At 54.9% G+C, this 13,285-nt stretch carries 11 protein-coding genes and 3 tRNA genes; 6 read left to right on the top strand and 8 right to left on the bottom strand.

Annotation, left to right across the window (positions count from 1 at the left end; translation table 11 throughout):
• Positions 1–88 precede the first annotated feature (88 nt).
• The gene (locus tag MID00_RS01180; protein WP_254499562.1) at positions 89–1,147 is read left to right on the top strand and encodes a DUF1176 domain-containing protein; all 1,059 of its coding nucleotides are present in this window, start codon (positions 89–91) and stop codon (positions 1,145–1,147) included.
• 319 nt (positions 1,148–1,466) lie between these two features.
• Here MID00_RS01180 and MID00_RS01175 read toward each other — a convergent pair.
• A tRNA-Thr gene (locus MID00_RS01175) sits at positions 1,467–1,542 on the bottom strand.
• Positions 1,543–1,653: 111 nt separating this feature from the next.
• Here MID00_RS01175 and MID00_RS01170 point away from each other — a divergent pair.
• Positions 1,654–2,037 (top strand): MAPEG family protein, encoded by a 384-nt coding sequence (locus MID00_RS01170; RefSeq protein WP_021446846.1) that lies wholly within the window; start codon positions 1,654–1,656, stop codon positions 2,035–2,037.
• Between the two features lie 104 nt (positions 2,038–2,141).
• Here the strand turns inward: MID00_RS01170 and MID00_RS01165 are convergent, their stop codons facing one another.
• The gene (locus tag MID00_RS01165) at positions 2,142–3,230 is read right to left on the bottom strand and encodes an AI-2E family transporter (protein ID WP_021446845.1); all 1,089 of its coding nucleotides are present in this window, start codon (positions 3,228–3,230) and stop codon (positions 2,142–2,144) included.
• 243 nt (positions 3,231–3,473) lie between these two features.
• On the bottom strand, positions 3,474–5,051 hold the full coding sequence (locus MID00_RS01160; RefSeq protein ID WP_179136441.1) for a Na/Pi cotransporter family protein: 1,578 nt from the start codon (positions 5,049–5,051) through the stop codon (positions 3,474–3,476).
• Positions 5,052–5,268: 217 nt separating this feature from the next.
• Between MID00_RS01160 and MID00_RS01155 the strand changes: the two genes are divergently transcribed.
• Positions 5,269–5,715, top strand: coding sequence for an IrmA family protein (locus MID00_RS01155; RefSeq protein WP_021446843.1), 447 nt, complete (start codon positions 5,269–5,271; stop codon positions 5,713–5,715).
• 115 nt (positions 5,716–5,830) lie between these two features.
• Here the strand turns inward: MID00_RS01155 and MID00_RS01150 are convergent.
• A tRNA-Asn gene (locus MID00_RS01150) sits at positions 5,831–5,906 on the bottom strand.
• Between the two features lie 546 nt (positions 5,907–6,452).
• Here MID00_RS01150 and MID00_RS01145 point away from each other — a divergent pair.
• A complete protein-coding gene (locus MID00_RS01145; RefSeq protein ID WP_035268974.1) occupies positions 6,453–7,595 on the top strand; it encodes a porin in 1,143 nt (380 codons plus the stop codon).
• Positions 7,596–7,855: 260 nt separating this feature from the next.
• Here the strand turns inward: MID00_RS01145 and MID00_RS01140 are convergent.
• A tRNA-Asn gene (locus MID00_RS01140) sits at positions 7,856–7,931 on the bottom strand.
• A 330-nt stretch (positions 7,932–8,261) separates the two neighbouring features.
• On the opposite strand from MID00_RS01140, the gene MID00_RS01135 reads away from it, so the two are divergent.
• Positions 8,262–9,182: a DMT family transporter gene (locus MID00_RS01135; protein WP_009456073.1), complete on the top strand. Its 921-nt coding sequence runs from the start codon at positions 8,262–8,264 to the stop codon at positions 9,180–9,182.
• Between the two features lie 18 nt (positions 9,183–9,200).
• Here MID00_RS01135 and MID00_RS01130 read toward each other — a convergent pair whose 3' ends face one another.
• The gene (locus MID00_RS01130) at positions 9,201–10,424 is read right to left on the bottom strand and encodes a patatin-like phospholipase family protein (RefSeq protein ID WP_021446842.1); all 1,224 of its coding nucleotides are present in this window, start codon (positions 10,422–10,424) and stop codon (positions 9,201–9,203) included.
• 122 nt (positions 10,425–10,546) lie between these two features.
• Positions 10,547–11,452 carry a LysR family transcriptional regulator gene (locus MID00_RS01125; RefSeq protein WP_254499561.1) on the bottom strand — a complete coding sequence of 302 codons (906 nt, stop codon included), beginning with the start codon at positions 11,450–11,452 and terminating at the stop codon, positions 10,547–10,549.
• Between the two features lie 100 nt (positions 11,453–11,552).
• On the opposite strand from MID00_RS01125, the gene MID00_RS01120 reads away from it, so the two are divergent.
• Complete coding sequence (locus MID00_RS01120; RefSeq protein WP_060186834.1) at positions 11,553–12,608, top strand: YeiH family protein; 1,056 nt, start codon at positions 11,553–11,555, stop codon at positions 12,606–12,608.
• 230 nt (positions 12,609–12,838) lie between these two features.
• Here the strand turns inward: MID00_RS01120 and MID00_RS01115 are convergent, their stop codons facing one another.
• A complete protein-coding gene (locus MID00_RS01115; protein WP_060186835.1) occupies positions 12,839–13,219 on the bottom strand; it encodes a SirB2 family protein in 381 nt (126 codons plus the stop codon).
• Positions 13,220–13,285 lie beyond the last annotated feature (66 nt).

Below are 13,285 nucleotides of genomic sequence, written 5' to 3'. Positions count from 1 at the left end.
TCTGACATGGACTTGGGAAAACGCATTTAGCCTTGCCGCGACGTAATATGTGCTGTGTATCCAGATAACACCTTAGGGAGGAGAGAAAATGAGCGGGCAAAAACAAGATCACAGTGCGTTTTTTTCAGTACGAACAGCCGCCATATCGCTAGTACTTTGTATGGGAGGTTCAGCGGCTAATGCTGCGTCAGTGGCGTTTTCTCATAAAGACTGGGATCTACGTTGCGATAACACGCTAACCTGCCGCGCCGCCGGTTATGCGGCTGAAGGTGAAGAGCTGGGCTCAACGGTGTTATTGACGCGTAAAGCGGGCAGTGGAGAGCCGGTGGCAAATAGAGTCATGCTTGCACATTACGACGATCCCGAGTGGCCAAAAGGCTCAGTGCCAGAACTTGTTATTGCGGGCCGTAAAGCCGGTTCACTGAGTGTTGCGGGTGACGAGTCTTGGCAAATGAGTGAGGCGCAGTTAGCCCAGTTTTTGGCAGCCTTGAAAAAAGACGCCGTAATTTCCTTTCGTGGGAATGGCAGCACTTATGCATTCTCGGGGGCAGGTTCCAGTGCCGTCTTGTTGAAAATGGATGACGTTCAAGGACGTGTCAATACGCCAGGGGCTATTCTGCGTAAAGGGAAGGGCAGCGAGTCTACGGTCAAGGCACCTATTGCTGCGCCAGTTATCAACCGTGCACCGGTAGTGGATAAAAGCTTGCGCCCCATGACAGCGCAAGAGGATGCCTTGATTCGGCCTGTGCTGTTGAAGGTACTTGCCGCTGATGAAGAGCAATCCTGTAGTGCTGACATGCTGTCCGAGCCATGGGAAATCGCACGATTGAATCAGCAGTTCTCCCTGGTTGGCGCGCCTTGCTGGTTAGCCGCTTACAACGGAGGGGCAGCCTATTTTGTGATCAATAACAATATGCAGTCTGCTCCGGTGTTAGTGAGTACCAGCGCCACTGATTACGATAATGGAATGATCTCGTCCAGCATGAAGGGGCGGGGCTTGGGCGATTGCTGGAGTTACGAGGCATCGGTCTGGGATGGAACCGACTTTGTTGGAAGTGAACGCGGCGACACCGGGCGCTGTGCTCTGATTCGCGCTGGGGGGGCCTGGAATATTCCGGAGCATGTCAGCCAAGTGGTCGGGCCGTGAGGTTATAAAAAAGCTACCGACGTGGCCTTGGAGTACTGATCCCCCCGGCTTTCGAGCCTGGGGGTTTATTTTTTTGGTTCTCAGCTCGGCAATGATGTGTTGGTGAGCGGAGAAACCTAACGGTTTCTGGGCTGGCTTGCTATGGCCGCTGCATGTTTGGCATTGCTTGCCATATGCCCATTTGCATGAGGCTAGCCGTGGGGCTTTTTTGGGGCCGTCTATGTGAAATATTTGAAAGCAGGCGATTAATTGCTTCTGATGTTAAACCATTGATTTAACTGAGTTATTGATTATTTTATTTCAATGGTTTTAGATTAGCTGGTGCCGATGAAAGGAATCGAACCCTCGACCTTCTCATTACGAATGAGCTGCTCTACCGACTGAGCTACATCGGCTAACCTAAGACGATAAGTATATCCTGTTTTTTTCGGGTTTGTAAATTCTGCGCACGCATTTGGGCTGCGGCGTGCTATGTTGGGCGTTTTCAGCCTGTGAAGGGGACGATGATGCTGGGGATCAAGATCAGTTTGGTGGTAGCGGCTTTCTTGCCTTGGTTGGCGGCGATTTGTGCCAAAGCCGGTGGGGCGGGCTTTACGAATCATGAGCCTCGTCCGTGGCTGGCCAGCCTGTCGGGCTGGCGTGGTCGGGCCAATGCGGCGCAGGCCAATGCGTTTGAGGCCTTGCCGTTCTTTTACGCGGCTGTCTTGCTGGCCTTATGGTCGGGGGCGGATGCCTTGCGCGTGCAGAACCTGATGATTTCCTGGATTGTGCTGCGCGTGCTGTATTTGCTGATGTACATAATGGACAAGGCCACCTTGCGTTCGCTGGTGTGGTTCCTGGCCTTGGCCGTCAATATCTGGATTGTGTTCCTGCCCGTGCTGCGGACTTGATGAAATGAATAAGGGCCTGTTCTGTGCTTTTGATCAAGCATGGAACAGGCCCTGGGATTGCTTGCTTGGACTATTGGCAGGCCAGTCGCAAAGCTGGCCTGTTTTTATTTGCCGTTGCTATCTTGCTCTTCCGCTTCCACGCGGGCGCTGACGGCCGAAGGGAACAGGTCCCAGCAGGCAATGAACATGGCGGCGATCAGCGGGCCAATCACAAAGCCGTTCAGGCCGAAAATCGACAAACCGCCCAGGGTGGAGATCAGGATCACGTAGTCCGGGATCTTGGTGTCTTTACCCACCAGCAGGGGGCGCAGCAGGTTGTCTACCAGGCCGATTACCAAAATACCAAAGGCGGTCAGGATGATGCCGGGGACGTAGTGGCCCGAGACAAAGAAGTAGATGGCAACCGGAGCCCAGATCAGCGAGGCGCCTACGGCAGGCAGCAAGGACAGCACGGCCATCAGCACACCCCAGAACAGTGCGCCTTGAATGTCCAGGAACCAGAACATGACCCCGCCCAGCGCACCTTGGGTGGCTGCCACAGCGATATTGCCTTTGACGGTAGCGCGTACCACAGTGGTGAATTTGCGGAACAGATGGGTTTTCTGGCCCTCGCTCAGAGGGATCAACTGGCGGTAATGACGACCCAGCTCCACGCCATCGCGCAGCAGGAAGAACAGCATGTACAGCATGATGCCCAGGCTGACCAGGAACTGGAAGGTGTTCTGGCCGACGTTCAGGGCTTGTTTCGTCAGGAACTGGCCGCCTTGCACGGCAAACTCAGAGAACTTCTCTTGCAGGGATGCAAAGTCATGCAGACCAAAACGAGCGGCAAAATCCGTCACGCTAGGAGGCAGGGCATTCAGTATTTTTTGCAGGTAGGCGCCCGGATTGAGCTGACCGCTATTCATCAAATCGTACAAAGAGGCGATTTGTTGAACCAGGGAAATGGAAATCAGGATGACCGGAATAATGACGATCAAAATGATGACCAGCAAACTGATCAGGGCAGATAGAGACCGCCGGCCTTTGGTTTTAGCCAGCAGTTTGCGTTGCAAGGGGGTAAACAAGATAGCCAGAACGGCACCCCAGAATATGGCGCCATAAAAGGGAAGAAGTATCCAGACAAAGGCAGCGGATACAGCGGCCAGCAAAAGCAAAAAGGTATGGAATTGTAGATTTGGCCGGGTGGACATGGAGTTTTTCCATTAGCGTGAATTTGAGCCGATTGTAAGGGGGAATCCTTACTATGAGCGTGAATCTTGGTATCTGTTTATTGGGTTTCTGTGGGCTTTAAAACACGCTTGTTTTGCATATTCTTGTCATATGAGTTTTGCGCGGCAGGAGAGCCCCAAAAGTTGCTTCAAGTATGAAGGGTAAGCTGGGGGCGCCTGCTTGCGGGTAGCGGCGCCAGCCGGGTTAATGTATGGGCTTGGGGCTTATTGCTCCGGTTGGCGAGCCAGCTGCAAGTAATAGCTGCTGCGCCAGACATGCTGGCTGCTGCGTTCGAACCAGCGATGGGTGTCTGTGATGCGCAAGGTGCGTGAGACATCATCATGGCCTTGTGGCGCGGCTAGAAGCTGACTGCGAACGGCGCTTAACAAATCAGCCAGGGCCTGGGCTCTGGCTTGTACTTGCTCCAGCCAATCACCAGGGGCTTGTCCGTGCAGGCCTTGCTGCGCCAGGGTATTGAGCTCTGTGGCCAGGGTTTGGGCTTGCTGGTAACGATTGTCCTGCAGGTCCGTGCTGGGCGGATGTTGCAGCCGGCTGCGCAGGCGCTGCATATGGTCAATGGTGTGCAAGAGCGCGCTGATACGGGCGGCAACGGCGGGATCATCGGCAGCGCTGGGGATGCGTAATACAAATTCGTAGGCTTGATCCAGGACTGTCTCGATTTGCTGCAGGTCGGCAGTGGCGGTGCTGGGGCGGCTCATGTTCAGACTGTGCTGATACAGGTTCAGCAGGCGCTGGGCCAACTCTTCCAGGGTGCGTTGTGTGGTCTCCAGGGCCAGGGCCGGTACTTGCAGCAAGCTGTCGTCCAGATGGTGCTGGGGGCGGGCAGCCCGATCGGGTACCAGGCCTTGTACCCAGCGAGCAAACTGCTGGGTAAAGGGCAGGCACAAGGCAGCCCCCAGGCCGATGAACAGGCTGTGAAAGGCCGCCAGTCCCAATGCACCGGGAGGAACGTTGATGTAGGAGCCTGTGGCGTACATGGCTTTCAGGAACAAGGGCAGGATCAGCAGCCCCAATAGACCGGCAATAACGTTGAACAGAATGTAGGCAATGGCTGTGCGTTTTGCGTAAATGGTGCCACCGATCGCAACCAGTACGCCGGTTAGGGTGGTGCCTATGGAGGCTCCCACGACAATGGCGGCGGCCTGGTCAAAGCTGACGGCACCGGCATCCAATGCGGTCAAGGTCATGGCGATTGCGGCGGTCGAGGATTGCAGCACGGCGGTCAGAGCCAGGCCGGTCAGCATGATCAACAGGTGTGCGCCATAGCCTCCTGTTGGCATATGGGCCAGGCTGAAGCTGGCTGCCAGCCCTTGCATGCCGTCTTGCAGCATGCCCAATCCAAGAAATAGAGTGCCAAAGCCTGCCAGTGCCCGGCCCAGCTCCTTATAGCGACCGGGGGCAAGCAGTTTGAGCAGGGCACCCAAGCCGATCAACGGCAGGGTGTAAAAGCCCAGATTCACTTTCAGCCCCAGACCCGAGATGATCCAGCCGGTGGCGGTATTGCCCAGACTGGCACCGATGACTACGCCTATGGCTTGTGTAAAGGAGATCAGGCCTGCACTGACAAAACCAATCAGTGTGACGGTGGTGGCGGTAGAGGATTGGGCCAGTGCGGTAATCAGGGCGCCGGAAACAAAGGCCTTGATGGGCCTGCCGGTAAACGCCAGCAGGATCTGCTTGAGAGAGCCACCCGCAAAAGCCACCAGTCCTTCGGACAGCAGCATCATGCCAATCAGGAAAAGGCCAAGCCCCCCTAAAAAGGGGAAAAGAGTATCAAGCATAAAAGAGTGCAAGCAGCGAAATAATCGGCAGGTTCCGGCGCGACAGACCGGGATAGAAAACGGGATGCTGCATTATCGCCAGTTACGCAGCCTATGGAGTGAAATACTTCAGTGTTGCAAACTGGACGTTTCTGGAAGCGTATGTTGCAAACACAGCGGTTATTCTCTTTTTTGTGTATAAGAGCGCTTGGGTTTCTATGGCAAAAGAGAGGGCAATGTGGATTTTCGTAAAAGTGTGAAGCTAGCTGCAGGGGCCATGCTGCTGGGTGGTGTGGTTGCTGGCCAGGCACAGGCGGTGCAGATGTGGCATTCCGATACGGTCTTTGCGAATCAGGGAATGTGCGCTGCGAACTTTACTTTTGATTCCCAAATGGAGCCGGTGCAGCAACTGAGGGTTCATATTCAGGTGCTAAGCAAGAAGAACAATAAGCTGGTGGCCGAGGATGTGATCGAGGTGGACGATTTTGGAAGTTCCAGTGCCGATCGCTATGCCACTGGTTATTGGTATAACGAAATCGCTTGCGATCAGAATTTGCGAGTGGTGGTGACGGGGGCGACTGCAGTGATGAATGGCGAGCGTGTTGATTTGTTGGCCAAGGATCTGCTGGAAGTGGAGAACTTCGTGCCGTATGAGATCAGCATTACACCCGCAGGAGCCAAGTAAGCGATTCTGGATAGTGATCTTGCAGACAAGGCTTCTTGAGCAATCAAGAGGCTTTTTTCATGAGTCCAAATGTAGAAAAGCCCAGCTACTTGCGTAGCTGGGCTTTTTGTATTTTTGGCTCCCCGACCAGGGCTCGAACCTGGGACCTGCGGATTAACAGTCCGTCGCTCTACCGACTGAGCTATCGGGGACCAGCAAAGAAAATAATTATAGGGTAGGGCTATCGAGATTGTAAAGAGGTATTTTTTGAGAAATTCATTTTCATATACGCAAAACCGGATGCGGCCTTGGCAATAGGCGTAAATCCTGATTTTTTCATTGGAAACATACCGTCTGGTCAATAAGGCTCATGAGCCTGGTTTGTTGCAAATGGTTGCAAGCCTTTTGTTTATTGGCTTTGCGACCGTTTAGCCCATTTTTTGCTGAATTCTCTGTAGGTGAAAAACTAGGGAAAATGCGTATTAAACCCAGTAAACACGCTGGATTCAGTTTATTGACACCAATATTGTTTATGTCTGAAATATAAATGCTTGCAGTATATGTGCCTCAACTATCAAGCCCCTTTCATCCCTGTTTCAGGGCTGATCTGTTGAGCAGTTTTGCTTCAAGAAATAGGAGGGGGTGCAGGGGATTGACGTCGGGAAATCAGCTTTTCAGGCGGTGGGACCCAGCACTTGATCAAGAGCCGGACAACGATAAGAAATCCGGCATTCAGACGTTTACAGAGAACAGAGAACATGAAAAAAACTATCTTGGCAGCCATGTTGATGCCTGTGTTGGCGGTTCCCGCATACGCCGCATCAAACGTGACCTTGTACGGCGTGGTGGATACAGGCCTGGGCTACGAGCAGTGGAAAGGGAGCGACCTGAAAGGTGGCGCAGAGAAACAAAGCCGTTTTGGTCTGTACGATCAGGGCTGGATGGGTAACCGCTGGGGCCTGATGGGCAGTGAAGATCTGGGGGGCGGTCTGAAAGCGAACTTCATGCTGGAAAGCGGCTTTGATCTGAGTGATGGCAATATGCGCCAGAACCGCTTGTTTGGTCGTCAAGCTACCTTGGGTCTGAGCGGCGAATCCTGGGGGCGTGTGGATCTGGGCCGTCAAACCACTGTGACTTCCCTGTACGTTGCCGGTGTAGCCAGTCCCTTTGGTGGCAACGGCTATCAGTACGGCGTGGGTGCTGCATTTGATGCGGCCAACACGGTTCGTTACGACAATATGGTCGCCTACCAGAGCCCCGAGTTCTCCGGCTTCCAGTTCGGTGCTGGCTATTCTTTCAATACCAACGGCGCACAAAAGTGGGATCGTAGCGGTTTGACTGGCAATGCCATCAATAGCGACGACGCTAACGTGAAAGCCTTTAGCGTGGCCATGCGTTACACCAATGGTCCTTTGAAAGCGGCCTTGAGCTTTGACCAGGCCCGTTATGGTTCGGCTCGTGAGCAAGGCGGCAACCTGGTTGCGGCTGAAAGCGGCAATGTCAGCGCCTGGAACCTGGCTGCCAGCTACAAATTCAGCTTTGCTACCTTGCACGCTGCTTTTGGCCAAAGCCGTAACGGTTACATCGGTGGCTCGCTGCAAACCGAACAGTTTGGTCCCGGACTGCACAAAGACCTGAAGGTTAACTCCTACGCGCTGGGCGTGACTGTTCCTGCAGGCAAGGCCGGCTCGGTTCTGGCTTCCTGGACCATGGCTGATCCACGCTCGACTCCACGCAGTACTGATGATGCCAAGACCCAGCACGTATTTAGCGCTGGCTACCTGCACAACCTGTCCAAGCGCACCAATCTGTACGCGATTGGCTCCTACGCTCGCAACATCGGCTACTACAGCGATCTGAAGAGCACGGTTGCCACGGTCGGTATCACGCACCGTTTCTGATCTTTCTGACTGATTCTGCCAGCTCCGGGTCGACGTAGTGCGTTAGCAGCGGCGGCCTCGTCCCGGGCAGGGGCTAGGTCAGGGGAAAAGAGCCACAGCGGGGCGGCATCAACATGCAGCCCCGCTGTCTTTTTGGCTAAAGGATTTTGTTTGTCAAAATGTTAATGGCGCCGCTGCGTTGTTATCGGACAGACGCATTTTGCAAGGACAAAAAAAATCAGCCCAAAGCAAATGCTATGGGCTGATTTCAATGGTTTTCTTGGCTCCCCGACCAGGGCTCGAACCTGGGACCTGCGGATTAACAGTCCGTCGCTCTACCGACTGAGCTATCGGGGACCAGAGGAAAAGAATATAGCATGTATTTTGCGAAATGTGCAAGTTTTCATGGAGGAACAGCACAAAAGTTTTGGCATGTTGGTGCTGTTTTCACGGGTGGGCAGACTAAGTCTTTGTCTTTATTGAGGAGTTGGTTCGACATCGTGTCATTCGCGATCTTCCGGTTTTGGAGACTTGTGCACTCTAGTGGGCCATTGGCTGCGATATTGGCAGGGTCAACGTGGCCGCTGCCAGAAGCAAAGAGTAGAATCGACGGCTTGTTGACTCTTTTTTCGCTGGGGCCAGCAGCTCTTGTGCTGACGGTGTCGCCCTGCAAAGTGATGAATTCCCATGCAAGCTAGTCAAAGCTCCAGTGCGCAGCGCAGTTCCTTTTTAATTGGACTGGCCCTGTCGGGGGGCGGCTCTATTCTTTTCTCCGCCAAAGCGGTGGTTGCCAAGCTGACCTATCAATACGATGTCAACGCCTTGACCGTTATTGGCTTTCGAATGCTCTTGTCGCTGCCTTTCTTTCTGGCTATTGCCCTTTGGCAAGTGAAGAAAGTACGGCAGGGCAAGCTGGCCGCACTGACTGGTCGTCAGAAGCTGGAGCTGGTGGTGCTGGGCTTTCTGGGCTATTACCTGGCCAGTTTGCTGGACTTTATCGGCCTTGAATATATTTCGGCAGGGCTGGAGCGGCTGATTCTGTTTTTGTCGCCTACCTTTGTGCTGATGTTCTCCGCCATCTTTCTGAAACGACGCATTCTGCCCAAACAATGGCTGGCTCTGGCGCTGGCCTATTTAGGGGTAGGGCTGGTCTTTGTGCAGGACTTGAGCCTGACCGGCGATGATGTGCTGCTGGGTGCGCTTTGCGTGTTGGGTTCGGCCATTTCCTATGCCATCTACCTGATTGGTTCGGGCGAGCTGCTCAAGGCCATTGGTTCTACACGGCTGGTGGCTTATGCCATGTCCTTCTCGGCGGTCTACACCCTGATTCACTTTTTTGCCGTGCTGGGCTGGCAGGGGCTGGTGCAGCCTGCGCCGGTCTATGGCCTGTCCATGATTCACGCCGTCTGCAATACGGTTTTGCCGACCTTTATGACAATGTGGGCAGTGGAGCGAGTAGGCGCGCCCATGAGTGCTCAAATGGGGCTGATTGGCCCAGTTTCGGTTCTGTTTCTGGCGAACTGGTTTCTGGGGGAGCCGATTACGCTCATGCAATTGCTGGGTACGGCCTTTGTACTTAGCGGCGCGATGGTCTTGAGCCGCCGCTAAGTCTCGGCACAGGCTGGCTTACTTGCCGTTGTTGGCCAGCCGTTTTTCGATTTCGTCGCGGTGCACGTCGTAGGTGGTGAAACCGGCCAGGTTCTCCGGCATGTTCAGCTTGTCTCGATGGATCAGCGTCTGGCGAATATCATCCAGACCGCTACGCCAGTGCTCGCGCATGGTCATGCGACCAAACTGATAGTCCTTGTAGTGCTGCTCGTAGGGCTGGTTGCGGTAAATCAGGTGCACCACGTTGTAGCGCTTGTTGCTGGCCAGCTCTTCGGCCAGGCGGCACGGCAACAGGTCTTTGCGTTGATCTTCGGGGATCAGGGGGAGCAGCTCTGACAGGATATGACGCATGTACTGCGAATGACGCATGTCCTCGGTCACCATACGGGTACGGCTGGAGTAGCGGATCTCGTTCAAGCGGTCGCTGACTTCACCCATATTGTTGGGTACCGGGCCACGCGCACTCCACAAGTCCACTTGAAAAACCAGAGTGTCCCGGCGGGGTGACTGATCCAGCACATAAGAGAGCGGCGTATTGGAAACCAGACCGCCGTCCCAGTAATACTGACCATCAATTTCCACGGGGGCGAAAGCCGGAGGCAGGGCACCCGAGGCCATGAAGTGTTCGGCTCGCAAGGTAGTGCGATGGTTGTCAAAGTAAACAAAGTTGCCCGTGCCTACATTGACAGCACCTACCGAGATGCGCTGACGCTTGTCGTTGATGCGATCAAAGTCACATAAACGTTCCAGCGTGTCTTTCAGGGCGCTGGTGTCGTAATAGCTGGCACCTTCGGGCACGCCCGGTGTGGCTTGCATTGGAGGGGGGAAACGGGGGCGGAAAAAGCCACGCTGTCCCAAGACCAGGGCGTTGCTGGCATTGAAGGCGCTGATGGCCTCACGCATGACATCGTTGATACCAAAGAGGGCACGCTCCAGGCAGGCTGGGCTGGACCAGCCATAGTAGGGCTCGCAAATGGTATTCCAGAACTCCCGCAGGCGTTCTACCTGCCGCTCGGGGGGATTGCCCGCAATAATCGCGGTGTTCAAGGCCCCAATTGAAATCCCGGATAAACAGTCTGGCTCGATTCCTGCTTCCAGCAAACCTTCATATACACCGGCTTGATAGGCTCCCAAAGCGCCGCCGCCTTGCAATACTAGGGCTACCGTTTCGTAGGGTGGCAAATAAGAGGGGCGGGCAAAAGCGGGGACATCTTGCGCTTGTGGCGTAGGAACAGTGTTCATGGCATCACTCGGTTCAAGAGGTGGGCAGGAGAGCGGGACTTATGGTCCCTTCTGTTTGTGCTGCACTGCAGCAAGAATAGCATTGCTGCGGGTGTCAACCATCATCAGAATGCAAACTTGCGTCAAGTTTCCGATGCGCTTGAACCGGACTCCGGGCTGTGTACATGTTCCGCAAAAGCGCTTAACACCTGGCTACGGTAGCGTTCTTTATGCAGGACCAGGGACAGGCGGCGCTTCAAATCCAGAAAAGGGGTGTCCAGGATGCGTAGTCGCTGATTGGCAACAGCATCCAGGGTAGCTGCCTGTGGCAGGCAAGCCAGGCCCAGTCCGGCGATGACCGCCTGTTTGATGGCTTCTACCTGACCCAGCTCCATCAGCACATGGCCGCCGTGCAGCACATTCAAGGCTTGTTCGGTCAGCGCTCGGGAGGCCGAGCCACGTTCGCGCATGATCCAGCTCATGCCCGCAAAGTCCTGTTTTTCCAAGGTGGCCTTGGTAGCCAGCGGGTGATCGGGGGCGGCGCAGACGACCAGCGCATCTTCGCGCCAGATCCAGGTTTCCAACTGAGGGTGATTGACCGGGCCTTCCACGCAGGCAATGTCGCAGCCATGTTCCAGCAACTGATTGATGATGTTGGCCGTGTTGTCCACCGACACATGCAGGGACACGCGCGGGTGCTGGCGCACAAACTGCCCCACCAGATCCCCAATCAGATAGTTGCCGACGGTATTGCTGGCCCCGATGCGGATTTCACCACGCAACTCGCTTTCTTCCTGCTGGCTTTGCATCTCCCGCAGGCGTTCCAGAATTTCGCGAGCGTGTGGCAGCAATTGCTTGCCGCGGCTGGTCAGCTGCATGCGCCCCGGCGTGCGTTCAAACAGGGGACAGTCCAGCTGCTTTTCCAGCTCGGCCAAGGCCATGCTGGCGGCAGGTTGGGACAAGTGAATCTGGGCGGCGCAAGCACGCACGGTGCCCAAGGTGGCAATGCCTACGAACACTTCCAGTTGTCTGATGCTGATCGCATTCATGATAAATAAAATTGATACTTACGATAAGTAATAATGAATTTTTTAATACTCGGGGTCAACCTAAAATTACTTTTACTTATTACATATCTGGAATGACGAGATGAGCAGTGTGACCGATTTACCAGCAGGAAGCACGACCCTGAAGGCACAGGGCAAATCGGGTTTCTCTCTGAAGCCGTCGCGTTGGTGGGGTTTTTTACTGGCGGTGGCCGTGGGTGTGGCCGCTATGGGCCTGGGTAAAGTGTGGCCTTTGATTGGCGGTCCGGTTTTTGCGATTGTCTTGGGCATGGTATTGCGTAACAGCATGGGCGTGGCTACGGTGTTTCAGCCCGGTTTGCGCTTTTCGTCCAAGGTGTTGTTGCAGTGGTCGATTATTGGTCTGGGTTTTGGTTTGAGCCTGCCGCAAGTGATGCGTACCGGCATGGATTCGCTGGCGGTGACCCTGGTGACCTTGACGGTGGCGTTTGTGACGGCGCTGGTGCTGGGCCGAGCCTTGGGGATTCCTTCCAAGCTGCGCACCCTGATTGGGGTGGGGACAGCGATTTGTGGTGGCTCGGCCATTGCAGCGGTCACGCCTATTCTGAAGCCTGAGGAACATGAAACCGCACTGGCGATTTCCACCATTTTTATCTTCAATATTGTGGCCGTGCTGATTTTCCCCTTGGCCGGTCACATGATGAATATGTCGGACGCAGGTTTTGGGGTGTGGGCGGGAACCGCCATCAACGATACGTCTTCAGTAGTGGCAGCAGGCTATAGCTACAGCCGTCAGGCCGGTGACCACGCCACTATCGTCAAGCTGACTCGGGCAACCTTGATCATCCCGATTTGCCTGATTCTGGCGGGTCTGGAAGTGTGGCGTTCGCGTCAGGCTGGTCGGGATTTTGACTTGATGCGTGTGTTTCCCTGGTTCATCGTCTGGTTCATGGTGGCCTCGGCTCTGCGCTCGCTGGGTTGGGTGCCGGTGGAGTGGCTGGAACCCCTGCGTTTTCTGGCTGAGTTCCTGATGGTGCTGGCCCTGGCAGCTATCGGTTTGTCTTCGGACTTGCGTGTGATGGCCCGAGCTGGCGTGCGGCCTGCCTTGCTGGGCTTGGGAGTCTGGATCGCGGTGGCGGTCAGCAGTTTGCTGGTACAGCGTTGGATAGGTGTCTGGTAAGACAGGTATGTAAAAAGCCCCTGTCAGTGGAAGATAACTTTCACTGACAGGGGCTTTTTTGTCGCCGGGCCGTCCCGAGACAAAAACTCCCCCTCGGGGGGCAGCAAGCCGAAGGCGTAGCGTGGGGGCTTTTTTTGTCGCCGGGCCGTCCCAAGACAAAAAGCTCCCCCTCGGGGGGCAGCAAGCCGTAGGCGTAGCGTGGGGGCTTTTTTTGTATGTGGGCTACTGGTTTAGACGAACCAGGACGCCGGGCTGCGATTCAGCGCCACGCCTACGATATAGGCAAAGATGGCAATCGCAATCAGGGCTGCCACGCCGCGGCTAAAGGCGGTTTTACCGCGCTTGATGGCATAGCTGCCTACCACGATGTAGACCACCAGCAGCACAATCTTGGTCAGCAGCCAGGGCTGGTTGGCGGCTGCGCCCAACATGCCGGCCAGCGCCAGACCACAGACCAGCAAGACGGTATCGATGACATGCGGGGCAATGCGCACAAAGCGATTCTGCAAACAGGATGATCCGCTGACTGACCAGAAGGCCCGAATAATGAAAAACAAAATGCTCAGCCCGGCGGCTGTCATGTGCAAGTGTTTGATGGCCACGTAAGTCATGCCTGTTATTTCCTTCTGAAGTTCAGGGTGCAGAAAAGGGCAGTATACGCAGGCTGAGCCTTAAAA

Origin of the sequence: Alcaligenes sp. NLF5-7, assembly GCF_024266725.1 — a bacterium.
GTDB classification, from domain to species: Bacteria; Pseudomonadota; Gammaproteobacteria; order Burkholderiales; family Burkholderiaceae_B; genus Alcaligenes; species Alcaligenes phenolicus.
The sequence above is the reverse complement of the archived record's forward strand: the minus strand, read 5'-3'. Positions and strand labels throughout refer to the sequence as shown.

Excerpts from the sequence above, each read along its gene's own strand:
- MID00_RS01180 (WP_254499562.1), top strand. The coding sequence starts at position 89 with ATGAGCGGGCAAAAACAAGATCACAGTGCGTTTTTTTCAGTACGAACA.
- MID00_RS01170 (WP_021446846.1), top strand. The coding sequence starts at position 1,654 with ATGCTGGGGATCAAGATCAGTTTGGTGGTAGCGGCTTTCTTGCCTTGG.
- MID00_RS01165 (WP_021446845.1), bottom strand. The coding sequence starts at position 3,230 with ATGTCCACCCGGCCAAATCTACAATTCCATACCTTTTTGCTTTTGCTG.
- MID00_RS01160 (WP_179136441.1), bottom strand. The coding sequence starts at position 5,051 with ATGCTTGATACTCTTTTCCCCTTTTTAGGGGGGCTTGGCCTTTTCCTG.
- MID00_RS01145 (WP_035268974.1), top strand. The coding sequence starts at position 6,453 with ATGAAAAAAACTATCTTGGCAGCCATGTTGATGCCTGTGTTGGCGGTT.
- MID00_RS01135 (WP_009456073.1), top strand. The coding sequence starts at position 8,262 with ATGCAAGCTAGTCAAAGCTCCAGTGCGCAGCGCAGTTCCTTTTTAATT.
- MID00_RS01130 (WP_021446842.1), bottom strand. The coding sequence starts at position 10,424 with ATGAACACTGTTCCTACGCCACAAGCGCAAGATGTCCCCGCTTTTGCC.
- MID00_RS01125 (WP_254499561.1), bottom strand. The coding sequence starts at position 11,452 with ATGAATGCGATCAGCATCAGACAACTGGAAGTGTTCGTAGGCATTGCC.
- MID00_RS01120 (WP_060186834.1), top strand. The coding sequence starts at position 11,553 with ATGAGCAGTGTGACCGATTTACCAGCAGGAAGCACGACCCTGAAGGCA.
- MID00_RS01115 (WP_060186835.1), bottom strand. The coding sequence starts at position 13,219 with ATGACTTACGTGGCCATCAAACACTTGCACATGACAGCCGCCGGGCTG.